Here is a 24,816-nt window from a genome sequence, read left to right on the forward strand (position 1 = left end):
AACTAACGTATCGCAACGCCGTTTTTGGCGGATCGTTTTATATCGTAAAGCGCCATATCCGCGCGTTTGATAAGCTCCTCGACGCGCTCGTTGCGCCGATAGACCGCGCAACCCACGCTAACGGTGATCGCGGGTAACGAATCTAACGCCGCTATAGACAAAGCAACGGTAACGCCGTATAAGCGTTGGACAACTCTTGAAAAATACATTAACGCAACAAACATTTCCGCGTATAAGGGTAAGTTTCCACAAGACAGCTTTACGGGTAGCGGCGACAAATACAAGAAAACGTTTAGTGATACCGGCAACAGCAGGCAATATGAGCTAAAGGTTGAAGTATATGAAGGGCAAAAGGAGGTTTAGCTTATAGCGACTTTAGATTACGGCTCGTCAACCAACGCGTTTGTGTCTAACGCGCTTTTTCCCAACTTTAGCGCCGTCTTGCCTACTACTGGCAGTAAAGCCGCCGACGTCGACTACTATATTAACTTCGACCAAATCGATGGCAAAACCGACAAAGATACGAAGAAAAAGTTTTTAGACGACTTTTTTGACAAGCTGAAGGATACCGGCAATTTCAACGTGCTTGCAAAAGGCGTCAATGACGACGGCGACTTAAAGTATGCAGCTGTCTCCGCGGCTAAAGTAAACGGCATGAGATGGTCATTGAGGCTAGCCTTAAGGATGACGATCAAAATATGGCGTCGCTAACTTTCAGCGTTTACGAGTAGCTTTATAATTAGCCGCAAATAGGCTCCCCGCTAGTTGGTTATCTCGCGATTTCCCTCCTTCGGGAGGGGGGGGGAGTTTGAAATAGCCGTTATAGAATAGATTCCCGCGAAGCGCCCGCTTTGTTAGGAGAGCAAGGCGCGCGGGAGAGTGTGCGGGATTGCGGAAATCCATGCCCCAGTCATTCCCGCGAAGCGCGGGAATTGGGGAGCGATAAGGCGTCGGTTTTATCGTTTCTTCATTCGCCCAACCCTGCGCGTTCATTGAATCTCGCGCCGTATAAAGATTGTTTAGCGAAGCTCTTATCGCCTCTTCGTCGAACTGTTTGCCGCTAGCTTTCGCGTTATCGATTATCGCCTCGTATTTATCGATAGCGAAGGCGTTAAGCGCGTAAACTTTAGCCTTGAAAGACGCGGCGTCATCGGTAAGCTTTGGCGCATACGCTCTCCACGCCGTAAGCTCGTTGCCCGTCAGCGTCGCGCCGAAAAGCTCGTGTCGCTCAATCTGCTGAATGCCCTCGTAGGCTGTTCTAAAAACCGCCTGCGGCGGGGTAAGAAATCCCCCCGCCCAGTCCTTAGCCAAAAACGTGCGCCCTCTCCAGCCAAAACGCCCGCCAACGTCGTCGTCGTTCATATTATCGACTAAGAGCATAAACTCCCGTCCTAAAACGGGCGCTCCGTTTAAGGGCTTAAGCTCCGCGTTAGTCAACGTTAATTGCTTTATCTTTAGGTCTGTTTCGCCCATAGATTTCAAATAAAGCAGCATTGCGCCGTATCTTCCCTCGTAATCGTTAGGCGCCAACGCATTCGCCGCTTGCATAGCCGCCGTATAAGTTAGGTTGTCGTTCCCCCACGCCTTATTGTTTCTTTTTGCTAAGTCGAAATATTCTTTCTTATACGGGATATCTTCCGTCGTCTTCGTTTGATAATTCTTCCATGTTTCCGACGCCGTCTTGTCGATATTAAACGGATGCGCTTCTTGAGCGCGTTGTTCCTCTCCTATCAGTTTGGCGTTTTGCGCGTTATCGCGCTCAAGTTCTTGTCTAACCTTCTCGACATAATAAGGCAAGGGTTGGTCTTGCGTATTATTGTTCGCGAAAAGCGTCGGAGACGGCGAATCATACTCTTCGGTTAGTGGAAGCTCGACCACGCTTCGACGCGGCGTTATCGCCAAGCTCGCGTTGGTTTGCGCGTTAGCCGTTTGCGCCGTTGATGTTTTTGCTTGCGGCGATTGCGCGGGTTGCGACGTTGGCGTTTTTGTTTCTCCCGTCGGACGCTCCAGCCAATAGGCGGGATTTAATACCTTATCAGAGTAGCTCAAATTATAATCGCTATCGCCGAATATCTTTGCGGACGGCGACTTGCCAAGCGCCTCTCTTGCTATAAGCGTGTTAGACGCTTCTCTATTGGAGAGATTTAATCCTTTGGTCTGCGCTTTCGTCACCCCTATTGAAGCCTCGCTTTGCGCAAGCGAAGCCTCGTGTTGAGCGCGCTTGCGCTTCTCGTCTTCGTAACCTTGCATTACCTGTCCGACTTTTGCCGCGCCTTCGGCGATAGCGTTCCACGGGTTTTGGTACTGAATGTTGCTTACGTGCGGCAACAAACTTTCGCTTTTTAGCGCCATAATCTATCCTTTACGTATCTGTTCGGTAATGGTTATCGCCCGTTTGCCGACCTGTTTTGCCCATTTAGAGGCGAGCGCCGCGTTTGCCGCCGCCTCGAAATCGCCGCGTTTAATCGCCGCTAACGTTTGCTTAAACTCCGCGAGTTTGCCTATGCCCAGATTGAAGCTCATATCGATTAGCGCGATTTTGCGATTGTCGCTTAAGCCTTGCCAAACGGAGGCAAACAGTGCCGAAACGTCGCTAAACGCTACGGCGAAGTCGGTTTCAAACAGTTCGTTTGCTTCGGTTTTATCGATTACGGCTTTAACGGGCATAACTTTTCCGCCGTCGCATAAATGCCCGTAACCGATAGTCCAGAAACCTAAGCTGTCTTTATAAGCTTTTAACCTCAAGCCCTCGTGTTTCTTGATTTGCTCTTTGGCTTTTTCTAAATAGCTCATAGTTTCTCCTTATTGACAGCAATCGCAGTTTTTGAAATTGTCGCAAGTCGTTTTAGGTAGCTCAAAATCGTCGGCGGCGATCAATCTACCGACCGTCGCTATCGTTGGCTTTATCTCCGCTTTGATCGCGTCGAGCGTCAAAAACTTCAGCTTTTCGGCGACCTCGCGATCTAACTCGGCGATCTGCTCGGCGCTCAATCGTTTGTTTTCCATTTGTCTAACTCCTTTGCTGATTTAGCAAAAATAGTTTTGATGTTCAGCCGCTTGGCTTCGTCTATCTCCGCTTCCATACCCGCGCTTACGCCGTATAAATCGCATACGATCATCGCCTCGCATTCGGCTAAATCTTTTAACGCTAATTCGCGCCCTTTCTCGTCTGAAATTAGCAGCTGCGGATAGTATAGGTGCGGAGCAAAAGGCGTATGTCCCGCGTTTATAATCGCCTCGCATATCGCTTTTGCGTAACGTAGATTGCGGCTTACCTTGCCCCGATACGGCGAGCAGATGAATATTCTCATTGTTTGCAACTCCTTAGATTGGTTAATAGGCTCGCGCCCTGCGTCGCGCAATAAAAGCGCGAGGCGTTAATATCTATCGCGATCCAATCGATCTTTAGGCGCGCGGGTGTTGCGATTACCTCGCTTGCCGCCGTGCAATTGCGATCGATATACTTGTATTCGACGATTACTTGAGGTTTTGACGCGCAACCTGCCGCCAAGAACCACAAGAAAATTATTAAGGCGATAAGCGCCGCGACTTGAAACGCTATCTTAATCATTGTTCAGCGCCTCCAAAATCGGATCGTCGCTTTTAATAACGCGGCAGGATTGGATTTCGCCATCCGCGAGTTTCGGCGTTTTGCTTTCCAGCGTAGCGATTAGCTTGCGCGTTTCGTTATGCGCTTCGCTCTCTTTTCTTAGCGCGGCGGCGAAATTGGCTAGCTGTTCCTCGTAGTAGATAATCGCCTTGCTTATCGTCTCGTCGTTTGCTTTATTTGCCGATAGCGCGAGCGATAGTTTCTCTTGTAGGGTCTCGGCTTGCGCTTCCAATATCTCAACGTCCGCGCGCAAAATGTAGATATAAACGCATAATAACGCCGCGATTACGGACGCGCCAACGGTTATATACTTAATCACAATAACGCCTTTATAAGATCGATCCCGCCGATAGCCGCCGTTAATACGACGGCGACAATCGTTAATCGCACGCGCAATTTGGCTATCTCGTCTCGCGCTTGATTGACGGCTCTTTGAAAATCATTGCGTTGCTCTTTGACCTCTTTTTCTAGGTTTTCGATGCGGCGATTAGCGACCTTTATTCTTTCTTCGAGGATGTCCGACTTTGATAGCATCGCGGTTATCGCGTCAAGTTTCTCGTTGGTCTGCTCGGCGGTTTTTTCGACGCGCTCTTTAACGCTTTTAACCTCCGTTTTCAAAACGGCGATCTCTGCTATCATATTATCGTTGGTTACCGCGCCCATTTACTTTTCCTTCAGCTTCGGCTTCGGCTTCGCGTCTCTCATGGCAATACTGTCGCGCTACGGGGCAGTTCTGACAGTTTGGATCGCCTAGATCGCGCCCGCCCAAGCAGGTATCGTCGCACATATCCCAAAGCGTTTTGTATTTGGCGAATAACGGATATTTGTTTGCGTCTATTGCGCCCATTCCGCGTAATCCTCTCTTTCGGTCGTTTTACATTTGCGTTTGGAGCGGCGGCGCTCCTCGCCAAACTTCCAGCCGCCAGTTTTTGTATAGCTGACATAAAACTTGGAGTTAAGATACGGCAGTCCCAATAGGATGGCGGGCAGGACGCACGCGCCCAAAATTAGCGCGGCGATAGCCCAGCCAATCTCGACGGAGACGAACGCAATCGTATAGATTGCAAACGCAGAGAGAACGCACGAAATCAACGCCCCGCCCAAAAACAACCAAAACCTCCAACTAGATCGCCTTGCCATCGTTAGCCCCTTGCCTCTGGATAGCGCAGCCAACGCCACAAGTGCACAGCGTTATAGAATAATCTAGCGACGCGGCGATCGTCCTCTTTAAGCGCGGCTAAAAAGGCGGTGTCGGCGCGCTTAAACCACTCTAACGCCAAAGCGTAGTTTTCGGATTTGTAAGCCTTGATCGCCATCGCGTAACCATAATCGTGTATTACGGAGCTTGTAAGATATTCGTGCGGCGCGAAGGCAAACCATAGCGGGCGCGGGATACTCGCGCCGTCGAATATAAATCCAACGGGAACGTCGATCCCGTTTCGCGCATAGGGTTGCGTCGTCCTAAACTTGCGCTTGCTAACAGGCGTAACGACTAATTTACTCATCGCTCGCCTCGATCGCCGCTATAGCCGCGTCTTTGCGCTCTCGCGCGGCAAGCATTATCCGCGTTACCTCTTGGGCGATTATCGCGCCGATAGCCGCGAAATCCGACGCGCTTAACTCGCGCGCCGCGTTATCCGCGTCGATCCACGATTGCGTAGTTCCCGGGGGCGCGGCGCTTAATAGCGCCAAAGCGGCGGTCATTCGCAGTTGCGATTTTTCGTCCGCATCGTATCTAGCGCCGTTATACTCGACGATTAGATTAAGTAGCCGCGCGTCTCTTTCGGCGTTTATCTCCGATATTACGCGAGCAATCCTTTGCTCTTTCGTAGGTTTTGGAGGCTCTAGGCTTTGTAGGTATTCCGCTTCGCTTATCCGTATATACGACCCGTCGATATGTCTCTCCAGATCGTCAAAGACGTAATACGCGCCGTTATTATCTTTATAGTATTGCATTCGCGATCCTTTCTTAGTATTCGATTTCGACAAATCCGTAGGCTCTGCCGCCGCCGTCCTGTCCGCCGTTGCCCGTGTTGTGTCCTCCATATGAGCCCATGCCGCTTGCAAGCAAGCTAACGTTGCTAAAGTCGCTTAGCGATCCTCCCGCGCCCGCCGCGCCGCCGACAGCGTTATATCCGCTCAATCCAGCCGCGCCGCTTGCGCCGCCGTTGCCGCCAGTCTCGTTGTCGTCGTTGCCGTTTGATCCGCCGCCTCCGCCGCCTCCGACCGCGTAAGCCAACGGCAAATCGTTTTTGTATATGGTGGTCGCGCCTCCGCCGCCTCCGCCGCCTCCGCCGTAACTAGAAGAGGCGCCGTTGCCTCCGCGTTGTCCTATAACGATAGTAAGATTGTCGTTCCTTTTTAGTTCCGCGAGTATGGTTTTAATTTCGCCGTTACCGCCGAGCTGCCCCCTGTTTGGTCCCCATCCGCTTCCGCCCGTTCCTCCGCTGCCGCCGCATAGCGTTATGCGCGCCGTTATATCTCGCGGCGCTATCCAAGTTTGCGAGCTTTTTATAAGCTCTAGCGTTCTGGTGATTTTATGTGTGTGTCCGTTTTGATTGGTCGTATAGGCTATATCGTTAGGCTTTGGCAAATCGTCGATTGCATCAAACGCGCCGAAATAATTGGGCGCGTCCATCGCCGTTGTGCCGATTGGCTCTTGGGTATCCGCCCAAGCCAGAGCGGTATAAGCCCACTCGGTTTCCGTTTCCAGATTGTAGGCGATTTTTCCCGCTTCGTCGGCTTCGCTCTCGCGTAACTGGGCGGTCGTCGAATAGCTTCCGAAGTATAACGGATCGCTATTGGCGTGCGTCCCTATGGGTTCGCCGCTGTCTTGCCATAGGTTATTAAGCGAAAATGCCCATTCCGTATCGGTAGCCGCTATCGCCGCGATAGAGCCTTCCGCTGGCGTTAGCATATCGGCGGCGAGCGCGTAAGAGCCGTAATAGTTAGGCGAGGTTTGCGGCGTAGCGCCTACGAAATTATACGTATCAGTCCAGCCGTTCTGGTAAGAATATATATACTCCGTGTTTATCCGCGCTTCGTTGGCGTTCGATATGGTCAGCGGATCGGTTTTTTCATTCGCGATTGTCGCCGATCGCAAAGCGTTCAAACCCGTCGTTTTAACCGCGTCGTAGCCGTTTAACGATAGCGTTCCGTCCGCTTCAACATAATTTTTGCCTTCGGCTATCGAGCCTTTAACTAATCCCGCAATGTCGTTTGTCGCCGTTTCGATACCGACCGCGCGGGCGATCCATATATCGCTCGTAGCGATATACTGATAGTCGTGATCTTCGGCGTTAGCTCCGTTAGAAAGTAGCGTTCCGTCGGGTATCGGATCGCTCGCGTTATTGCTCGCCGTTCTATAAAACGTAGTAAGTTGCGATTGCGTCCAGCCGCCCTGCGGTATCGTCGCTTCCGTAAACACAAAGCGCTTTGATAAGCCTTGCAAAGATTGCATGGCTTCCGTTAAATCTCCTATGGCGTTTAGCGCCTCTTTAGGCATAATGCCGTTTATTCCGGCGATGGTTATCGTCGCTGGAGTAGTCCCGTTTGGATTTAGCGTATTATTCCAAGCCGCGCCGTCAAACAGCCATTCCGTATTGGTTTCCAAGTTGTAGGCTATTTGCCCCGCGCTCGCGCCGCTAGAGGCTTCTAACGCCTCCGTAGTCTCAAACGTTCCGAAAAACATAAGGTTGGGCACATACGTATCGGCGGCGGCGATAATATAATCTCTTAATATCTCTATCGTCTGCTCGGTTAAGGCGTCGTATCTCTTTAGCTTAGCCTTCATCGTAACGCCGCTTTGGACGTTCTCAAAATCTACCAGCCCGTCTTTTGCCAGCGCGGTTACGTTCGCCGCTAACGTCTCGACGATCTCCTTGTTATCGCTCGCCGACTCGGCGCTATTCGCCGCGTTGGCTTCGCTACCAGCCGCCGCGTTTTGGCTGGCTAACGCCGCGCTGGCGCTGTCGGCGGCGTTCTGTTCGCTTTGCGCGGCGTTACTCGCGCTTTGCGCCGTCGCTTCTACGTTAGTCGCTGTTAAATCTTTATTAGCGCTAACTTCCTCGCCAATCTGTTCTATACGCGGATATAGCGTTTGCCAAATATACTTGCACAATTCGTAAAATTTCATGTTATCGTCTCCGTATATGGCGGGTATTCGGGCAGATTACCGCCCGCTAAATCAAAGAAAACCAGATCGAGCGCGGTTAAATCCTCGCGTTCGATTTCGTCCTCTTGAGCGCGGCAGAAGTCGGCGAAAAATCCGCCTTCGTATCCGCGCAGGGTTTTCAGGTCGCGCATATGAGCGTCGATACGCTCGATTAGCGACGCGACGAACTCATAGCTCTTTATATCGCCGTTCCAGATTAACCAACCCGCGCGCGACGGTTGTCGCGCCAGCTTCTCAAACTCGATTTCGCTTGCGCCTCGCGGAACGACAAATAAAATAACGCCGCTTGCCTGCGATAAAGCGTAAGCGCTCCGTAACGGCAGATCGGCGTTTGGAGCGAGAGAGACTGTTTGCTCCCCGCTCGCAATCGCGAGAGGCGCGAAATTCGCGAACCTCTCCCCGTAGGCGTTCTGAAGCGTTATCTCGCCCGCGCTTGGCAAATCAAATTTCACGGCTCGTTTCATAAGCGCAAGTTTGCGGTTTTGCGTCCGCGAAAAATAGGGGTCAGAATTGTTTTTTTGAGGATTTTTGCGAAATTTGAGAACTCTATTGAAAACGCGTTAAATAGGCGGCGTTGCCATTCGGACTGGATTTTGCTAGAATAAAACAGATGTTCGTAAGGAGGAGCAAATGAGTGAAGAACCCGAATCTTTTAACTTTTCGCCCATCGCCGTAGCGAACTATTTCGTGTCCAAGGGCATTGACGAAGGCTCGCCGATAGGCTTGCTAAAAGTGGTTAAGCTCGTCTATTTCGCGCACGGCGCGTGCCTCGCCTATTTTGGCAAATCGCTTTTTTCAGAACAGGTCGAAGCGTGGAATTACGGTCCCGTTATTCCAAGCGTTTACCATACCTTCAAAATTTATGGTAAACAGCTTATTGGCAAACCCGCTAACGAGCTGACTATGGACAAAAAGTTCAAGTTTCGGCTAAATACGCCGCGCCTGTCAAATAACGACCTAGAAAAACTAAACGCCGAGTTCGACGACGGAACTGTTATGAATATGCTTGACGTCGTGTGGCGCGTTTATGGCAAATATAGCGGCGTGCAGCTTGTAGATATAACCCACAAAAAAGATTCTCCGTGGGAGACAGAGTTCCGCGACGACGCTCATCATATTCCTATACCAAACGATAAGATCGAAAAATATTTCCAAAAAGAGGGGTTTAGGCGCTGAATGGACTTAAACGAGCTTAAAAGCGGCGCGGAAAGTAACGTTCCCTCGGAAGCGGCAGAAGTCAATCCTGATCTGCGGAACGACATCAAAGGACTAAAAAGCGATACCGTTACGTATTTTCGCCAACTACTAAAAAGCGGGTGGGTTTGTTGGTGGTTTAGAATTTTCTTTTTTGCGATACTTATTTTTATGATTTGGTTTGTTGCCTTCAGCCTATATGATATTCTATATCACAGCCCGCCTAAGCCCCTATTTTTGTCTATTTGGAGCGAAGCGTTGGCATTTTTGAAAACTGTTTTTGCCGTTATAGGCTTCTTCTGGGTAATTGTCAGAGCCGTTATAAAACTTTGGGAAGAACGCGAATAAAATCCTAATCGCGAGGTTATCGTCGCCGTTAAACGATCGTTTCAAACAACGAAGGCGTTCTATCAGGCGGCTTTTTGCGATAAACGCGAGGCGCGAACGCTTTGACGATCAACGCCTCCAGATAGCAGCTACAACTAACGCCCGCGTAATCGGCGCGCGTTTTCACGCTTTCGATTAACTCCGCGCTTAAACGCCAGCTTGGCAGCCGCTCTCGCGGCGCGTTACGTTTGTTGTAGTGGCGCGGGCGATTATTAGCCATCGCCATTCTCCGCCGCTATCTTTTGCCGCGCGGAGAGAGCGATTAACTCCTCGTCGCTCATCTGCGCCATCTCTTGAGGCGTAATCGCGCCGATGCTGATATTCTTGATTACCGTATCCGGCTCTTTGCCGTATGTAACCTCTTTGGCGGTCTTGATGATTTCGGCGTAGGTTTTAACGTCGGAGAGATACTTAGCCTTTTTAACCATCTCGTCGGCGATATAGACGGCTTTGCCCATTTTCTTATGCAGCGCGTCAAGGCTGATAATCTGCTCGAATATCGCGCCCGCCACCTTGTCGTGGTATTCGCTCGGTTTCATCTCGCCGTCGGTTAGCGCGAGTTCGGCGGCTATATCCTTGCCCGCGCCCTTTTGCAACGCCGCTTTCGCCGCCTCCTCGATAATCGCTCGCGCCCGCTCTTTATCCGGTCCGTACCTGTTCTTTATCCAGCCCTCCTTACGCGCCCAATCCTCGATTGTTTTGCGCGGAAGGCTAAATTGCCTTCCAACCTCTCGCGCCGATTGATCGTGCGTCTCATACCAAATCCTAGCCTCTAAGCGCAAGTTTTTATCGTGCATTAAAATCTCCACGCATATGAGCCGCCCTCGCGCGCGCGAATACGCCCCGTTTCGACGTAACGTTTTTGCTTCTTTGGCGTTGCGAAACGCCAGCCGCTGGCGAACGCGTCCAATCGATTGTCGCGGTTATGTTTCTTATCGGGCGACCACGCCCTAGCCTCCTTTTTGAAATCATCGACGCCGTTTGCCGAGCGTAGAAATACGATCTGAGAGTTGTTGAAATAGGGTTGTAGAACGCTTATTTTTTGTTCTTTAGTTATTTTGTTGTCGGTCGGATAGACCTCGTAATTAGAAAACAGCGGCGCGAGATTATGTTCCCGTCGTTTGGCGTTGCGTTTGGCGAGCGCGGCGGGTAGCAGTTGAGCTAGGGCGTGTCCGCCGCCCGCGCCCTCGATATATGTCCTAGCAGAAGGGTGGCGCTCTATCGCGTCAATTATCCGCTCTACAAATTCGTCGATAGTCCATTTGCCAGCCCAGCAGTCGAGCAGAACGATCAGCTCCGCGTCGTTTTTTGTCCCCCAACCCTCGACGACAATAGCGCGATCGTCGCTTTCGGCTTTGAGGCTCATCGCGGGATCGACCATTATCAGCGTATTTAGCGGCGGCAGATCGCCGAGCGCCGCGCTTTGGTTCATCATGTCGTCGGTGAAAAAACCCGCCTCGATTGTTTCAGGGTCTTGCTGGTATTGCGCCGAAAAGCCGCTAACGCCCATCTCCTTTTTGGCGCGTTCAAGCTCCTTTATTCCCTCTAGCGCCTCAAACAGCGGTTCGTCCGCCGCGCGCTCATAGATGAAACCGCCGAACTCGTAACGCTTTGGCTCGTCCTCGATACCGCGTAAGCAGATATGCAGAAACTCGCCGCCCGCCTCGTCGGCTAACAATCTACCCGCTGGGTCTTCCTTATGGAGCCGCTGCATAATCACGATAATCGCCCCGCGCTTCTTATCCTGCAGACGCGAGATAATACTCTCGCGGTAGTAGTCCCACGCCTCGTCTCTAGCGGCGCGACTTCTCGCGTCGATGGCTTTTAACAGATCATCCACAATCAGATAATCGCCGTGAAAGCCGGTAATCGCGCCGCCCGTTCCCGTTACATACATACCGCCGCCCGCGCTTGTAGTCCAATAGTGCTTCTGGTTTTGCTCTCTGGATAGTTTAAGACGCGGAAAGACGGCGGCGTAGGCGCTATGCGCGACGATGTTGCGCGTTTGGACGCTTACCTGCTCGCTTAAATCCGCTCCATACGTCGCGTATATAAACTTGCGTTGCGGATTGCGCCCTAGCGCCCAGCTTATAAATTGTCTGGCGGCTTGTTCGGTTTTGCCGTAAGAGGGCGGCATATTAAGCAGAACGCGATTGATCTCGCCGCGCTCCACCGCGCTAAAAACTTCGGCTAAATAGCCGTGATGCCAATTATGCTTAAACTCCCTCGCGTAGATATAGCGGAAGCTATAGCGCATAAACTCTAAGAAGTTGCGGCGCGCAAGCTCTCTTTCGGCTAACATCGACGAGACGCTAATTTTGCTCATCGCGCGGTCTTTCTTGCGTTATCGCCCCAAATAGTATCTCGAACGCCGCGAAATTGCGCGGATAACGTCGGCGCGACGCATTCGGTCGCCCAAACGGGCGATACAAACGTTAATTTGCGTTTAGAGTTTCGTAGCCGCCTATGATTTAGCGAGCATTGCTTCAGTATTTTTTTTACCAAGCGTTTTTTATCCATTCTTATCGCGCGTTTAATCATTGTTTGCCTCCCTCTTTTTTTGGTTCGATCAGGCATACGTCGTAAAGCCAATCGCCGTCGGACTTGTTTTTGAATACGGCAAGTTGCAGTCTGCCGCCTATAAACAGAGGCGATTGAACGTATCCGCTCATATAGTTTTCGCCCTTCTCGCCCGTCTTAATCCACAACGCGCCGCACTGATGAGAGACCTCCTTTTCGCCCTTTTTCGGGTGCGGAGGGAGCAGATACAAGAGATAGTCGGGGCTATTTGGAGCATCCGACCTGTTCTTGCCCAATCTGAAAACGGCGGGATATAAAAACGGCAGATGAAGGTTAGCCTGCAAGAAGCGCCCGCCCTCAAACTCGATTCTCTTGATTACGCCGATTCGCATTAGCTCTCGATTTCGACGGGTATCTCTATGTCGCCCGCGTTATAAGTCGTTTCATAATGTCTATAAAACGCCTTCTTATACGGGTTGAATGTAATTTCATTCTTGAAATGAACGCCGTTCTGTTTGTTTTTGGCGATCAGAAGCTCGCGCTTCTGGCTACTTGGATTGTCTTTTTCTTTTATGCGCTTTAAATAGAGAATTACGCTCGCCTCGTGAGCGCCGTTCTTGCTCTTTGTCGGAGCGATAACGCCGCTTGCGGCGTCGAGCTTGCTCGTTTGGATAACGAGAACTATCACAAGCTCTAGCTTATGCGCTAGTTTAGCGAGGCGCGAGAACTTCTCCGTTTCGCGCTCTTCGACGGTAGCGGTTTTCGCGGCGTTGTTTTCAATCCTCATCTGCGAGTCAATTACTACGAACCTCGCGTCGCGCTTAGCCCAAAAACGTATTTCACGCTCAATTTGCGAAATATCATAGCCGTCGTCTATAATTTGCAAATTAGGGGCGTTCCAGCCTTCGCCCTCGACCTCCTTTTGCGTTTGGACGAATTTACGAACCGTAAATTCAAAGCAGAAAAATAGAACGGGCGACGTTTTGGCGATATGCTTCATTATCTGCGTGGCGAGCATTGTCTTGCCCGCCTCCGGTTCGCCGCCGATTAAGATAAGCTGTCCCGCCTCCCAGCCGCCCCTAAACGCGTCGTCCAAGAAGCTAACGCCGAGCGGAAACTTATCGAGCGGCGGTTTTGCCGCGTCCTCTTTGGCGCACAGATCGTAGCTCTTCGCTTTGGTGTTAGTCTCGCCCATAGCCTCTATTTCTGCGAGCGTCTTTTTTACCGCCGCGATTGCGTCCGATACGTTTTCCTCCTCTTCGCTAAATCGCCTTATATTCGTAGCGAGTTTCTGTAATTCGCGCCGCTTAAATAGGTCGATTAGGCTCGCGCAATAGGGCGCTGGCGCTACAAGCGGCGTTGTGGCGAGAATATCGAGCATAGTATCCTCGTGATACCTCTCGCCCAACTCTCGCTTGACAAAGATTTCAGCGATCGGTTGCGCTTTCGCGCGCAAGCTCGCGCAAGCGGCGAATAACGCCTGATGTTGAGTTGTGTAGAAATGTCGCGCCTCTACGCCTTCTAGCGCGTCAAAACCGCCGACCGCAACGCCTTCCATAGCCGTCGCTAACAACGCTCTTTCGAGCGTCAAATCAAAGAGTTCCATTGAAACTCCTAAAATCTTTCCGCGTGTGTAAAAAGCGAGCAAAACCGCTTAAAATCGTGGGTTTTGTTTGCGCGTTATTTGGCGTTAATTTGGGATTACGCCAACCCGACCAACGCAGTTTGTTGCTTGCTTCGTTGGTAAAAACGCCTTTTTTAATCAAAAGTTGCCCGCCTAGCGAAGCTAGTAAATCCGTTAATTCCTTACTTCCCGCGCAAGCGATAGGGCGGTTTACCGCCCGTAATCGCGAAGGAAAGCGGGAATCTATCTTTTAATAAACAATCGTAATGCAAGCGCATTGCATAGCGTTCTTTTAACTTTTTGCGGACTCCCATTTATGCGGGAACGACAACCCGCGCGCTCGCAAGGAGCGAGACAATATCGTCTAACTCGTCTTCGCGCGCGTCGTTTATGTTTCAATCCGAGCGGCGCTTGAACGTTAGGCTATTTTAATTATAAGCGGATTGAAGGCTTTGGAGGCGATCAGCACGCGATCGCCAATTTGCAGGTTTTCGATCTCCGTTTGCGTCGCGGCGACTTTGATTATATCGCCGCCGACAAGGACGCTCAAAATATAGACCACGCCCGACTCCTCGATCAGCAAAATATCGCCGATTACGCGAAATTTGTTGCTGATATTGCTCGCCGAAAACACCTCCGACGGCGCGCCGCTCTTTGCGATCCGTCCGTTTTCGATCACGAAGGTTTTGCTGGAGAGTCTGAAAACTTCGCTTAGATCGTGGCTAACTAGCAACGTGGCGGGGCGAAGCGTTCTTTGTAGCTCCAGAAGTTCGTTTTGCAACTCGCGGCGCATAACGTTATCAAGCGCGCTTAACGGCTCGTCTAGCAGTAAAATTTTGGGTTTAAGCGCCAAAGCGCGGGCGAAAGCGACGCGCTGTCGCTGTCCGCCGCTTAACTGCGAGGGCTTTTGATGTTGGAGATTAACCAGAGCGCATAGCTCTAACAACCGATCGGCGTTAAAACGCTCGTTTTTCGCCAACGCGAATTCGATATTTTTTCTTACGCTCATATTGGGGAAAAGCGCGTAATCTTGAAACACGAATCCGACGCGGCGTTTTTGCGGTTTTTGATTGATCCTTCGCGCCTTGTCAAACCAAATCTCCCCGTCGGCGACTATCGATCCGCCGTCAGGATCGGTTAGTCCGGCGATCATTCTTAAAAGCGTCGTTTTTCCCGCGCCGCTCTCGCCGAAAATCGTAACGAACTCGCCCTCGCCTATCGCGCCGTCGAAGGCAAACTCTATATCGCCGTTCGCGGATTTAAGCCGCTTTCTGACGCTAATCTCGATCATAAGACGTTGGCGCGCGCAAATCGGCGGTTGAGGATATAGACGCAAAGAAGCATCGCGAAGGTGATCGCAAAGAGCGTGAAGGCGTATTTGTGCGCCAGCGCGTAGTTTAGCCCCTCGACCTCCTCGTAGATCGCTATGCTCGCCACTTTGGTAACGCCCGGTCTGCTGCCGCCAATCATCATAACCACGCCAAATTCGCCCACCGTATGCGCGAAGCTAAGCACCGCGCCGACGAGCAGCGAGCTTTTCATATTGGGCAGCAGGACGAAAAGAAGCGTTTTTAACCTGCCCGCGCCGAGCGTGGCGGCGGCTTCGCGCAAAGAGACGCTAAGAGAGGAAAAGCCGCTTTGGATCGGATGAACCATAAACGGCAGACTGAAAATAACGCTGCCCAAAACCAACCCCTCAAAACTAAATACCAACTGAAAATCAAACCGCTCGTCAAGATACCTGCCGATCGCGCTGTTTTTCTTGCTAAACGCCATCAGCAGATAGAAACCAAGCACGCTAGGCGGCAGGACAAGCGGCATGCTTACGATCGTTTCGATCGCGACGCGGACGCGGCTTTTTGTGTGAGCCAACCAATATGCCAGAGGTATGCCGACTATCAACAAAACCGTCGTCGCGCAAAACGCGACCTTGAAGGTTACGACCATCGTCGATACGAACCCGATCGAGTCTTTGCTCAACTCGACGCCAACGTTTTGCAACAGGCTTACGATCGCGCCGCTTAGCTCGAACGACGATATTTTCTCAAACAGATCGCTCATCTAGCGCTCTTATAGATATTTCATTGGCTTTAACCAGCCACTCCACCTCGTCGCCGAGCGCTAGTTTCAGCCGTTTAGCCGATTGCGCCGTGATGATGGATCGTATTTCGTTATCGCCGCTTTGCAGCGCGATCTCGCATAAAAGACCGCCGTAACGCAGGCTTTTGATCGTTGCGCTATGGCGGTTTCTTAGGCTTATATCGCCGATTAGGTTTTTGGCGATCGAGGCTTCGGTCTCTTTGAACAGCGCCTCCACCTCGCGCCCGATCGTCAAATAATCGCAACTTTCCGGCGTTTCCACCAAAAGCGCCGAAAGCGTCAGACCGCCCGCCGCAATCTTGGCAATCGAGATCGCGCCGTCGGTTTCGACTCCGGTAATACAGCCGAAAAGAGCGTTCATTATTTGATAACGCTTAGTCCGTGTTTATCAAAAATCTTGATCGCCGCGTCGGATTTTAGGAACGCGACAAACTTTTGAGCCTCCTCCTGTTTTTTGCTGCTTTTGATAATGACCGTGCCGTATAGAAGCGGATCGTAGAGCTTGGAATCGATATATTCGTATTTGCCCTCGCCCTTAGCGATAATATCCGCCACGACCGAATAACCCGTGATGCCGACCTCCGCCGCGCCGCTTTCCACAAAGGTAGTCGCTTGAGAGATGTTATCGCCCTGAACGATTTTCGATTCGATCTTCTTATACAGACCCGCTTTTTCCAGCGCCTGCGCCGCCGCCGCGCCCAAAGGAGCGGTTTTAGGATTTGCGATCGCGATCTGCTTTACGCTTTTGTCGGTCAAAACGTCGAGACCTTTTTTCAGATCGATCGAGCGGCTCCACAAGATCAGCTTGTTTTCCACCGTCGCGATCACGTCGCCGCTTGCCCAACCGTTTTTGACGATCTCTTGCGGATATTTAAGATCGGCGCTCATAAACACGTCAAACTCCGCGCCTTCGCCGATCTGTTGCGTCAGTTTGCCGCTCGCCGCGAAAACCGTCTCCACTTTGCCGCCTTTATAGGCTTCAACCACCTCCGTCAGAGCGTTTTTGTAGCTTGCCGCCGCCGCTACCGTTATATCCGAAAACAACAACGCCGCGCATGAAAAAAACGCAAAAACCAACTTTTTCATTATGTCTCCTTTTGACATTCATCTGCAATAACGCCGCTAAACGCGGGTTATATAAAGGCGGCGCTTTGCCGCCTCGTTAGCGCCGCGTCCGCGCGAGCATAGCGCGCCTTAAGCGCCTATAATCACATGCGAGGCTTTGAACAGCGCCCACGCTTTATCGCCGCGCTGAAAATTAAGCTCTTTTTGCGCGTCTTCCGTGATTACCGCCGCGATTGTGTTACCGCCTTCAATCGCCAACTTGATCTCCACGTTGACTTTGCCCTCCACGATGGTTTCTACCGTGCCTTCAATCGAGTTGCGCGCGCTGATCGCCTTAGGTTTATCGCGGGAAAGCACAATCCAGCTTGCCTTGATAAGCGCGTAGGCTTCGTCGCCCGTTTTAAGCCCCATATCGTCTAGGCTTTCGTTCGTGATCGTCGCGATAATGGGAGTCTTGCCGCGAGCTAACAGCTTGATCTCCGCGTTGACCGCGCCTCTCTTGATTTCGGACACCGTTCCCGCAAGCTGATTTCTCGCGCTTGTTTTCATCGTAATCCTTTGCGCCGTTCGCAACAGAGAAACGTCGTCGTCTCCGTTTTGCGACAGCAGAGTTAATAGCTGAGAGTGTTTGGCTTGAAGCAACTCAAAAAGCCTTACGAGCGAGCGCCCCGCCCGCGTCAATTTTGCACCGCCGCCGCCCTTGCCGCCTCTTACGCGCTCGACAAGCGTCTGCGGAGCCAAATTGTTCATCGCGTCCACTAAATCCCAAGCGGTTTTATAGCCGATCTTGAGAGCTTTAGCGGCTTTATTGATGGAGCCGTGCGCGTCGATCGCGTTCAGCAACGCCGCTCGGTTTTCTCCCAGCAAGCGCTCTTTGTCCCGATCAAGCCAAACCTTTCCGCCAACCGTCATATTAAACCCTTGTCTCTTAAAAAGAGCTAGTTATGTTACCAGCCGTTTAGATAAATTGGCGCTTAAAAATAAAGCGCTTTGAACGCCTTTTGCCTTAACGCGCCAACAAAAACGCGGGCGGGCTCTCGTCGTTTCGCGCGAGCGGTTTAGACGGCTATTCGCGAAAGAAAGGCTTCGACTTTGGCTATCTGCTCTTGAACGGCGCTTATAGCCGTTCCGCCCTCGCTTTTTCTCGCGTTCATCGATTCAAAAACGTTCAGCGCGAAAACAAGATCGGCTAAACGATCGTCGATTTTCGCCAAATCCTCGCTAGTTAGCTCGCTTAAATCTACGCCTTTTTGATCGGCGAGCGCGACGGCTTTGCGCGCTAGATGGTGCGCGTCTCTGAACGCTATGCCTTTTTTAACCGCCGCGTCGGCTAGATCGGTGGCGGTTAAATGTCCGCGCTTGCAGGCTTTGAGCATAGCTTCGGCGTTGAACTTCGTATCCTTATCGCCGATCATTTCGGTAAAAATCTCAAGCGAATCGCTTAATGTTTTCACCGCGTCGAAAACGCCGCGCTTGTCCTCTTGCATATCCTTATTGTATGCGAGCGGCAGCCCTTTCATCGTCGTAAATAGCGCGATTAGGCTTCCGTATATACGCCCCGTTTTAGCGCGTATTAGCTCCGCTACGTCGGGATTGCGTTTTTGCGGCATAATCGAACTGCCCGTCGTAAATCGATCGCTGATTTTGATAAAACCAAACTCGCTTGACGACCACAATATTAGCTCCTCGCAAAAACGGCTTAGGCGCGTCTGAACGAGGCTCGCGTTGAAAAGTAGCTCCAGCGCGAAATCGCGATCGGACACGCCGTCCATCGCGTTTATGGTTACGCCGTCGAAGCCTAACTCTTTAGCGACGGCTTGGCGATCGATCGGGTGCGCCGTTCCGGCTAGCGCCGCGCCGCCAAGCGGCGAGATATTGTTGCGTTTGCGGCTGTTTTCAAAGCGCTCAAAATCGCGCGTAAGCATAACGATATAGGCAAGCAGATGGTAGGCTAAGCTGATTGGTTGCGCGTGTTGCAAGTGGGTAAAACCGGGCATAAGCGTTTTTGTATGATCTTTCGCGATCGCGAGCAGCGTTCGCATAAGTTTGATCAGCAGTTTTTCTATCGCGCGGTTTTGGCGCAGACACCAGAGCCGAAAATCCAGCGCGACCTGATCGTTGCGGCTCCGCGCGGTATGAAGCCGCTTGCCCGCTTCGCCGACGATCTTTGTTAGGCGTTTTTCGATCGCCATATGTATATCCTCGTCGGATAGGTTAAACTCAAACTCGCCGCGTTCGATTTCGCCTTTAATCCGCGTTAAACCCCGCTCTATCGCCTCAAAATCGCCGCGTTCGATAATCCCTTGCGCGGCGAGCGCTCTAGCGTGCGCGATCGAGCCTTCTATATCCTCGCGATACAGCGCGCGATCAACGTCGATCGAGGCGTTGAACCTATCGAGCGGCTCGCTTGTTTCCTCCTCGCCGTCGCCCCACAATTTTTTGCTCATCTTGCCATCTCCATAACGCGCAGTTCGCGAATTACATTGACTTTTATCTCGCCCGGATACTGCATTTTCCGCTCGATTTCGCCCGCGATCTCCTTGCTTAGCAAAACCGTTTCCCGATCGTCTATTTCGCTCGCGCTAACGATTACGCGCAGTTCGCGTCCCGCCGCTATCGCGTAAGCCTGCGTAACGCCTTTTTTATTGACGGCGATATTCTCAAGCTCTTGAACGCGCTTAAGATAACCTTCCAGCACGTCGCGTCGCGCGCCCGGGCGCGCCGCGCTAAGCGCGTCGGAAGCGCACACCGCCGCCGCTTCGATCGTAAGCGGCTCCTCGTGTCCGTGGTGCGCCATAATCGCGTTTAGCACGACGTCGCCCTCTCCAAAACGTTGGCATATATCAAAGCCTAGCGTTACGTGGTTTCCGTCCTGCTCTTGAGTGGACGCTTTGCCTATGTCGTGCAAAAGTCCGGCGCGTTTGGCGAGCTTTTCGTCGCCGTCAAGCTCCGCCGCAATCACGCCCGCTAGATGCGAAACCTCGATCGAATGCGCCAAAGCGTTCTGTCCGTAGCTCGCGCGGTATTTAAGCCTGCCCACAAGCCTAGCTAGTTCGGGGTGTAGATCGCTAACGCCCAAATCGATCGCCACGTTCTGCCCGTCTTCAAATAGGCTCTCTTCAAACTGCGATTTTACGCTGTTGTGTATCTCCTCGATACGCGAAGGCTGAATGCGTCCGTCTTGCAACAAAAGCTCGATCGTGCGCGTGGCGATCGCGCGGCGATAGAGGCTAAAGCTGCTTATAACGATCGCGCCCGGCGTGTCGTCGATCACTATATCCACGCCGAGCAGATTTTCTAACGCTTTGATATTGCGCCCCTCTTTGCCGATGATGCGCCCTTTATAATCCTCGTTGCCGATCGCGATCGTGTTGATCAGCCGCTCGTTGGCAAAATCGCTCGCAAATCGCGTAGTCGCCTGCGCGATAATAAAATTGGCGCGTCGTCTCGCCTCGTTTTTCGCCTCCGTCTCCGCTTTGCGTATGATGTTCGCCGCGTCGAGACGCGCTTTCTCCTCGACTTGAGAGAGCAAGACCTTTTCGGCTTCGGCGGCGGTCATACCCGCCGCTTTTTCGATAGCTATCTGCGCCTCTAGCAGTCGTTGTTCGTTGCGCTTTTGCTGCTCTAGGCTATCCTTTCGCAACTTCGCGACCTCTTTGTGAAGCCTATCTATAGCGCGGCGTTTTTCCTCGATCGCCTCCTCTTTTTGCGCGATCAAGCGCGTTTTTCGCTCCTGTTCGCGCAACGCGGCGCCAAACTCCTCCTCGACGCGCTTTTTTAACTCAAGCTCTTTGGCGCTTAGCTCGACTTTGGCGCGCTCTAAAATCATGCGCGCTTCGTTTTCAATCGCCTTAGCCTTAGCTTTTGCCTGCTCTACCCGCAAGGCGTGCCGAGACAAATTGACTTTACGAGTTACGAACCAAGCTATAAAAGCGCATGCTACCCCTGAAATTACCCCCGCAACGATATGTTCTAAGACCATAACGGTTCCCTAAATTGCAAATAACCTTATCGCCGCTCACCAGATAATCCCCCTCAATATCCCAAACGTCGCCGACCTTCGGCGCGCGCAGAAAAAACGGTTCTACAAAAATCACTGTCGGCTTTTTAACTAAATCGCAAACAAAACGATCATACATGCCTTTGCCATGTCCGACGCGCTTAAAATCGGCGTCCACAGCGACGGCAGGCACGATCAACAGATCGGCTTTTTTAATCTCCCGCAAGCTATTCGCGGGGGTCAAAACACCCAATGATCGACGTTCTAAAGGCAATCGAAATGCTACCATTTTGAAGCTAACGTCCGCGATAAAAGGAGCGTATAATTTTGCCCTCCGTCTTAACGGGCGAAACAGCGGGCGCAAATCCGCCTCAAACCAGAGCGGCAGATAGATCAAAACGCTTTTGAAATCGAGCTTTTTCAGCAATTTCTCTAAGGTTCGGCGCGTTTTCGCGCTCTGCGCGGCGCATACCGCTTTGCTTCTTGATTTTAGTTTTTCTAACGCTCTCGCCCTTATCGTCTCTTTGTCCATTGCGTGAATGCCGTTATGAGATATAATTTCGTTATGGTAACACGGACGCTTTTTTTTATCGTCGCGATCGCTTTGACTTTTAGCGGTTGCGACAATCATCGCGCGTCGATAGCGGGCGCGAAAACGGATTTCGAGCTAAAAACGCTTAACGGAGATATTATTAACGCGCGCATAGAGCCTTCCGACGGGCGGTTTAACGATCTAGTGATCGACAACGACGGCAAACCGACGATCTACGCGTTTTTTACCACGGTCTGCCCCGAATGCGCTAAAGAGATTCCGCATCTTATCGATATGAAAAAACGCTACGGAGCCAAGATTGATCTAATCGGCGTGCTTGTGGAGAACAAAACCGCCGACGAACTCGCGGATTTTGTCGCGTTTCACCAGATAAACTACCCCGTAACGCTTGGCGCCGGCGCGTTCAGGCTCGCCGACGCGGTGGGCGGCGTGCGGCTGATTCCCGCGATGCATATCTACAGCGGCAAAGGCAAATATGTGTCGCACTTTGTGGGACCCACGCCGCAAGAGATGCTGGAAACTCGTATCAACTCGTTGCTTGAAGCCAATTAGTGCTGGACTTTCTTAAAAAAACGACGGATACGATCCGCGCGATCGTCCCCAAAACGCGCGCCGTTTCGCCCGAAGTTTTAGAGGAGGCGCTAATAGGCGCGGATATGGACTACGACGAGGTAGAGGCTCTGCTAGATCGCCTCGTGCAACCGATCACGCGCGATCGCTTAAGTTTCGGACTGCTGGAGCTGTTACCCGCTTTCGATCCGATCGAGATAACGCAAAAGCCGTTTGCGGAGTTGATTATCGGCGTAAATGGCGCGGGCAAAACCACCACGATCGCCAAACTCGCCAACCGCTATAAAAGCGAAGGGCTTAGCGTAATGTTAGGCGCGGGCGACACCTTCCGCGCGGCTGCCACGGAACAGCTAAAAGCGTGGGCGGCAAAACTGTCGCTGCCAATCGTCTCCGGCGGCGGCGATCCGTCGGCGGTCGCGTTTGACGCGATCTCTTCGGCGCTGGCAAAAAAATGCGATCGCGTCTTGATCGACACGGCGGGCAGGCTTCACACGCAAAAAAACCTAGCCGAAGAGCTAAAAAAAATCGTTCGCGTATGCGGCAAGGCGCATGCCGGCGCGCCGCATAGAAAACTGCTCGTTTTAGACGGGACGCAAGGGCGATCGGCTATCAATCAGGCGCGCGAGTTCAACGAGATAATCGGGATCGACGGCGTAATCGTTACCAAGCTAGACGGCACGGCAAAAGGCGGCGCGATCTACTCGATCTCGCGCCAACTGCAAAAGCCGATCTTGTATATCGGCGCGGGCGAAAAAGAGGGCGATCTGATCGATTTCAACGCGCGTAGCTTCACCGATAGCTTTATCGAACCTTTTTTCGAGCGGTAATCGGCGATCTAGCGTTAAGGCAAATAAGCGTTAAATGACGGCGCGGCAACGCGAATTTTAACGGAGCGTTATGTCAAAAGCGAAAACTTTTTTCGAGTGTCAGCTCTGCGGCGCGATCGCGCCGCGCTGGACGGGCAAATGCGCTAACTGCGGCGCGTGGGATAGTTTTGTCGAGGTAAAAGAAAAGCCCGAAACCAAAAATAGGCTAAGCGCGAGCGGCGCGGATAAAACCGCCGTCGCGATTACGGAGGTTAAAGAGGATAACTTTTTACGATACTCCACAGGCGAGGCGGAGCTTGATCGCGCGCTTGGCGGCGGGCTTGTTTCGGGCAGTCTCGCGTTGATCGGCGGTTCGCCGGGGGTTGGCAAATCTACGCTGCTGTTAAAGATCGCGGCAAACCTAGCCGAAAGCGGAAAAAAAATCCTATATGTCAGCGCGGAGGAGTCGGCGGGGCAGATTAGGCTTCGCGCGGAGCGAATCGGCGCGCTCAAAAAGAACCTGATGCTCTTGAACGAGATCGATTTACAGACAATCAAAGACGAGCTTGCCAACGATTACAACGCGGCGGTGATCGACTCGATTCAAACCATCTATTCAAGCGAATTATCCGCCGCGCCGGGTAGCGTTTCGCAGGTGCGCGAGATAACCTTCGAGTTAATGAGGATCGCCAAAGAGCGCGATATAGCGATCTTTATTATCGGGCATATCACCAAAGAGGGCGCGATCGCGGGACCGCGCGTGCTGGAGCATATGGTGGATACGGTGCTATATTTCGAGGGCGATAGCTCCGAAGAGTTGCGGATTTTACGCGCTTTCAAAAATCGTTTCGGCGGCACAAGCGAAATCGGGATTTTCGAGATGAAGCGCGAGGGACTAAAAAGCGCGGGAAATATCGGCGGCAGATTTTTCAACCGTCGCGAAAACAAGAGCGGTTCGGCGGCGACGATTACGATGGAGGGAACGCGCCCGCTTGTGCTGGAGGTGCAGGCGCTAGTTAGCGACGCTTTTAGCAATCCGCGTAGAAGTTCGACGGGTTTCGATCAGGCGCGGCTAACTATGCTGTTGGCGCTACTGGAAAAAAAGCTGGAGCTTCCGTTTAACCGCTACGACGTGTTTATCAATATCGCGGGCGGCATTCGCGTAAGCGAAACCGCCGCCGATCTCGCGGTGGTCGCGGCGATTTTAAGCAGCTTTCGCAACCGCCCGATCGGCGAAAAGACGCTGTTTATCGGCGAAGTGAGCTTGATCGGCGATATTCGCGAGGTTTCAAATATGGATCAGCGCCTAATCGAGGGCGTGGCGCAGGGGTTTGAAAAAGCGGTCGTCCCCCGCGCGCCTATGAGCAAAATCGATATTAAATGCTTTGTCGCCGAAGAGGTATCGAAGGTGATCGAATGGATGTAGATCGCTCTCGTAGCGCGCGATCAAGCCGTCGATATTGCGAAATGGCGCGGTTTTTGATCACTCTTTAGCGACGAAAGGCGGCGCGAAGCCGTTTAGCTCTAAGTTCGCGAGGTTAAATCCAGCCCTCGCCGCCGATTTAATTCCTCGCAAAGCTCTTAATATCGACTTTGCGGATAAAAGAGATAAATAAAGAGAGCGAAACGTAGGGTTAGATAAGCTCCAACTATTTTTTAATGTTAGGCGAGCGTATTTCGCCTTTTGCCGACAGGCGCTAAAACAATACGAAGCGCCTATTACGCCCTTGAAAATCTTATCGCGAATAATATTCGCCGCGCCTATGGGAGACCTATAGAAACGGAGGTTAAGTTTGCGCGGTTCTTTGAGACTTAAACGCGAAACATAACGTTAACGCAACGCCGATCGCAATTAAAACGGCGCCCAAACCCGTCGTTTTTACTCCCCTAACGTCCATGTTACGGCTAAAAAACGGTCAAAGCGGTTACGCCCGCGACTGTTAAGATTTTGAAAGCGGTCTAACGGGCGTTTTTCCCGCGATTATTTTTAGCTCCTTCTTTAGTCTGCGCGGCTAAACTGGAGAGTAAGCCGATCGGATTATCCGATCGACGCGTTATCGCCGCGCATACCAAAGCCGCCAAAATACGTTTCCAAAACATCGCGATCGGTTTTTGAAAACGCCAAAACCGCCGCGCCTATAAAGCGCGGCGGTTGTTTAACGCCCTAAAATATAACGGGCGGCGGCGTTCAAACCTCTATGGCGTTAGCTAAA

The 24,816-nt window shown here is 51.9% G+C and carries 33 protein-coding genes; 6 read left to right on the top strand and 27 right to left on the bottom strand.

Annotation, left to right across the window (positions count from 1 at the left end):
- Positions 1-2 precede the first annotated feature (2 nt).
- The gene (locus tag LBF86_01940) at positions 3-224 is read right to left on the bottom strand and encodes a diguanylate cyclase (GenBank protein MDR0664272.1); all 222 of its coding nucleotides are present in this window, start codon (positions 222-224) and stop codon (positions 3-5) included.
- A gap of 181 nt (positions 225-405) precedes the next feature.
- Between LBF86_01940 and LBF86_01945 the strand changes: the two genes are divergently transcribed.
- Positions 406-711, top strand: coding sequence for a hypothetical protein (locus LBF86_01945; protein ID MDR0664273.1), 306 nt, complete (start codon positions 406-408; stop codon positions 709-711).
- Between the two features lie 3 nt (positions 712-714).
- Here the strand turns inward: LBF86_01945 and LBF86_01950 are convergent, their stop codons facing one another.
- From LBF86_01950 to LBF86_02010, 13 genes are read right to left on the bottom strand one after another with little or no spacing between them, the layout of a single operon-like run.
- Complete coding sequence (locus tag LBF86_01950; protein ID MDR0664274.1) at positions 715-2,352, bottom strand: hypothetical protein; 1,638 nt, start codon at positions 2,350-2,352, stop codon at positions 715-717.
- Positions 2,353-2,355: 3 nt separating this feature from the next.
- The gene (locus LBF86_01955) at positions 2,356-2,793 is read right to left on the bottom strand and encodes a glycoside hydrolase family protein (GenBank protein ID MDR0664275.1); all 438 of its coding nucleotides are present in this window, start codon (positions 2,791-2,793) and stop codon (positions 2,356-2,358) included.
- A gap of 9 nt (positions 2,794-2,802) precedes the next feature.
- Positions 2,803-3,006, bottom strand: a complete 204-nt coding sequence (locus LBF86_01960) for a hypothetical protein (protein MDR0664276.1) — start codon at positions 3,004-3,006, stop codon at positions 2,803-2,805.
- Positions 2,988-3,311, bottom strand: a complete 324-nt coding sequence (locus LBF86_01965; GenBank protein ID MDR0664277.1) for a hypothetical protein — start codon at positions 3,309-3,311, stop codon at positions 2,988-2,990. Before LBF86_01965 ends, LBF86_01960 begins: the two co-directional genes overlap by 19 nt.
- On the bottom strand, positions 3,308-3,571 hold the full coding sequence (locus tag LBF86_01970) for a hypothetical protein (GenBank protein MDR0664278.1): 264 nt from the start codon (positions 3,569-3,571) through the stop codon (positions 3,308-3,310). The genes LBF86_01965 and LBF86_01970 overlap by 4 nt, the downstream gene beginning before the upstream one ends.
- Positions 3,564-3,929 carry a hypothetical protein gene (locus LBF86_01975; protein MDR0664279.1) on the bottom strand — a complete coding sequence of 122 codons (366 nt, stop codon included), beginning with the start codon at positions 3,927-3,929 and terminating at the stop codon, positions 3,564-3,566. The genes LBF86_01970 and LBF86_01975 overlap by 8 nt, the downstream gene beginning before the upstream one ends.
- Positions 3,926-4,273, bottom strand: coding sequence for a hypothetical protein (locus LBF86_01980; protein ID MDR0664280.1), 348 nt, complete (start codon positions 4,271-4,273; stop codon positions 3,926-3,928). Before LBF86_01980 ends, LBF86_01975 begins: the two co-directional genes overlap by 4 nt.
- On the bottom strand, positions 4,251-4,457 hold the full coding sequence (locus tag LBF86_01985; GenBank protein ID MDR0664281.1) for a hypothetical protein: 207 nt from the start codon (positions 4,455-4,457) through the stop codon (positions 4,251-4,253). The genes LBF86_01980 and LBF86_01985 overlap by 23 nt, the downstream gene beginning before the upstream one ends.
- Positions 4,445-4,750, bottom strand: coding sequence for a hypothetical protein (locus LBF86_01990; GenBank protein ID MDR0664282.1), 306 nt, complete (start codon positions 4,748-4,750; stop codon positions 4,445-4,447). Before LBF86_01990 ends, LBF86_01985 begins: the two co-directional genes overlap by 13 nt.
- Positions 4,751-4,752: 2 nt before the next feature.
- Complete coding sequence (locus tag LBF86_01995; GenBank protein MDR0664283.1) at positions 4,753-5,115, bottom strand: DUF1353 domain-containing protein; 363 nt, start codon at positions 5,113-5,115, stop codon at positions 4,753-4,755.
- Positions 5,108-5,566, bottom strand: coding sequence for a DUF4376 domain-containing protein (locus LBF86_02000; GenBank protein ID MDR0664284.1), 459 nt, complete (start codon positions 5,564-5,566; stop codon positions 5,108-5,110). The genes LBF86_01995 and LBF86_02000 overlap by 8 nt, the downstream gene beginning before the upstream one ends.
- 13 nt (positions 5,567-5,579) lie before the next feature.
- Positions 5,580-7,745 (bottom strand): hypothetical protein, encoded by a 2,166-nt coding sequence (locus tag LBF86_02005; GenBank protein ID MDR0664285.1) that lies wholly within the window; start codon positions 7,743-7,745, stop codon positions 5,580-5,582.
- Positions 7,742-8,236, bottom strand: a complete 495-nt coding sequence (locus tag LBF86_02010) for a hypothetical protein (protein MDR0664286.1) — start codon at positions 8,234-8,236, stop codon at positions 7,742-7,744. The genes LBF86_02005 and LBF86_02010 overlap by 4 nt, the downstream gene beginning before the upstream one ends.
- A gap of 178 nt (positions 8,237-8,414) precedes the next feature.
- Here LBF86_02010 and LBF86_02015 point away from each other — a divergent pair, with 178 nt between their 5' ends.
- On the top strand, positions 8,415-8,960 hold the full coding sequence (locus tag LBF86_02015) for a DUF4065 domain-containing protein (protein ID MDR0664287.1): 546 nt from the start codon (positions 8,415-8,417) through the stop codon (positions 8,958-8,960).
- Complete coding sequence (locus LBF86_02020) at positions 8,961-9,326, top strand: hypothetical protein (protein ID MDR0664288.1); 366 nt, start codon at positions 8,961-8,963, stop codon at positions 9,324-9,326.
- 28 nt (positions 9,327-9,354) lie between these two features.
- Here LBF86_02020 and LBF86_02025 read toward each other — a convergent pair whose 3' ends face one another.
- From LBF86_02025 to LBF86_02085, 13 genes are all read right to left on the bottom strand, one after another.
- Positions 9,355-9,585, bottom strand: a complete 231-nt coding sequence (locus tag LBF86_02025) for a hypothetical protein (protein ID MDR0664289.1) — start codon at positions 9,583-9,585, stop codon at positions 9,355-9,357.
- On the bottom strand, positions 9,578-10,162 hold the full coding sequence (locus tag LBF86_02030) for a hypothetical protein (GenBank protein MDR0664290.1): 585 nt from the start codon (positions 10,160-10,162) through the stop codon (positions 9,578-9,580). Before LBF86_02030 ends, LBF86_02025 begins: the two co-directional genes overlap by 8 nt.
- On the bottom strand, positions 10,162-11,691 hold the full coding sequence (locus LBF86_02035) for a hypothetical protein (protein ID MDR0664291.1): 1,530 nt from the start codon (positions 11,689-11,691) through the stop codon (positions 10,162-10,164). Before LBF86_02035 ends, LBF86_02030 begins: the two co-directional genes overlap by 1 nt.
- Positions 11,692-11,902: 211 nt before the next feature.
- Positions 11,903-12,277: a DUF736 domain-containing protein gene (locus tag LBF86_02040; GenBank protein ID MDR0664292.1), complete on the bottom strand. Its 375-nt coding sequence runs from the start codon at positions 12,275-12,277 to the stop codon at positions 11,903-11,905.
- A complete protein-coding gene (locus LBF86_02045; protein ID MDR0664293.1) occupies positions 12,277-13,491 on the bottom strand; it encodes a hypothetical protein in 1,215 nt (404 codons plus the stop codon). The genes LBF86_02040 and LBF86_02045 overlap by 1 nt, the downstream gene beginning before the upstream one ends.
- Before the next feature lie 436 nt (positions 13,492-13,927).
- Positions 13,928-14,800: an ATP-binding cassette domain-containing protein gene (locus LBF86_02050; protein MDR0664294.1), complete on the bottom strand. Its 873-nt coding sequence runs from the start codon at positions 14,798-14,800 to the stop codon at positions 13,928-13,930.
- The gene (gene modB / locus LBF86_02055; GenBank protein MDR0664295.1) at positions 14,797-15,456 is read right to left on the bottom strand and encodes a molybdate ABC transporter permease subunit; all 660 of its coding nucleotides are present in this window, start codon (positions 15,454-15,456) and stop codon (positions 14,797-14,799) included. Before modB ends, LBF86_02050 begins: the two co-directional genes overlap by 4 nt.
- Before the next feature lie 97 nt (positions 15,457-15,553).
- Complete coding sequence (locus tag LBF86_02060; protein MDR0664296.1) at positions 15,554-15,970, bottom strand: TOBE domain-containing protein; 417 nt, start codon at positions 15,968-15,970, stop codon at positions 15,554-15,556.
- On the bottom strand, positions 15,970-16,695 hold the full coding sequence (gene modA / locus LBF86_02065; protein ID MDR0664297.1) for a molybdate ABC transporter substrate-binding protein: 726 nt from the start codon (positions 16,693-16,695) through the stop codon (positions 15,970-15,972). Before modA ends, LBF86_02060 begins: the two co-directional genes overlap by 1 nt.
- Positions 16,696-16,803: 108 nt before the next feature.
- The gene (locus LBF86_02070) at positions 16,804-17,586 is read right to left on the bottom strand and encodes a TOBE domain-containing protein (protein ID MDR0664298.1); all 783 of its coding nucleotides are present in this window, start codon (positions 17,584-17,586) and stop codon (positions 16,804-16,806) included.
- A gap of 146 nt (positions 17,587-17,732) precedes the next feature.
- Complete coding sequence (argH, locus tag LBF86_02075; protein MDR0664299.1) at positions 17,733-19,121, bottom strand: argininosuccinate lyase; 1,389 nt, start codon at positions 19,119-19,121, stop codon at positions 17,733-17,735.
- Entirely contained in the window at positions 19,118-20,656 is a 1,539-nt protein-coding gene (rny, locus tag LBF86_02080) for a ribonuclease Y (protein ID MDR0664300.1), read from the bottom strand. Before rny ends, argH begins: the two co-directional genes overlap by 4 nt.
- On the bottom strand, positions 20,580-21,206 hold the full coding sequence (locus tag LBF86_02085) for a 5-formyltetrahydrofolate cyclo-ligase (protein MDR0664301.1): 627 nt from the start codon (positions 21,204-21,206) through the stop codon (positions 20,580-20,582). Before LBF86_02085 ends, rny begins: the two co-directional genes overlap by 77 nt.
- A 15-nt stretch (positions 21,207-21,221) precedes the next feature.
- Here LBF86_02085 and LBF86_02090 point away from each other — a divergent pair, with 15 nt between their 5' ends.
- The 3 genes from LBF86_02090 to radA all read left to right on the top strand — a co-directional run bounded on the left by LBF86_02090 (position 21,222) and on the right by radA (position 24,029).
- Positions 21,222-21,779 (top strand): TlpA family protein disulfide reductase, encoded by a 558-nt coding sequence (locus LBF86_02090; protein MDR0664302.1) that lies wholly within the window; start codon positions 21,222-21,224, stop codon positions 21,777-21,779.
- Positions 21,779-22,624, top strand: a complete 846-nt coding sequence (gene ftsY, locus LBF86_02095; GenBank protein ID MDR0664303.1) for a signal recognition particle-docking protein FtsY — start codon at positions 21,779-21,781, stop codon at positions 22,622-22,624. The genes LBF86_02090 and ftsY overlap by 1 nt, the downstream gene beginning before the upstream one ends.
- A gap of 70 nt (positions 22,625-22,694) precedes the next feature.
- The gene (gene radA, locus LBF86_02100; protein MDR0664304.1) at positions 22,695-24,029 is read left to right on the top strand and encodes a DNA repair protein RadA; all 1,335 of its coding nucleotides are present in this window, start codon (positions 22,695-22,697) and stop codon (positions 24,027-24,029) included.
- Positions 24,030-24,816 lie beyond the last annotated feature (787 nt).

It is taken from the genome of Helicobacteraceae bacterium (assembly GCA_031258155.1).
GTDB lineage: Bacteria > Campylobacterota > Campylobacteria > Campylobacterales > SZUA-545 > JAIRNH01.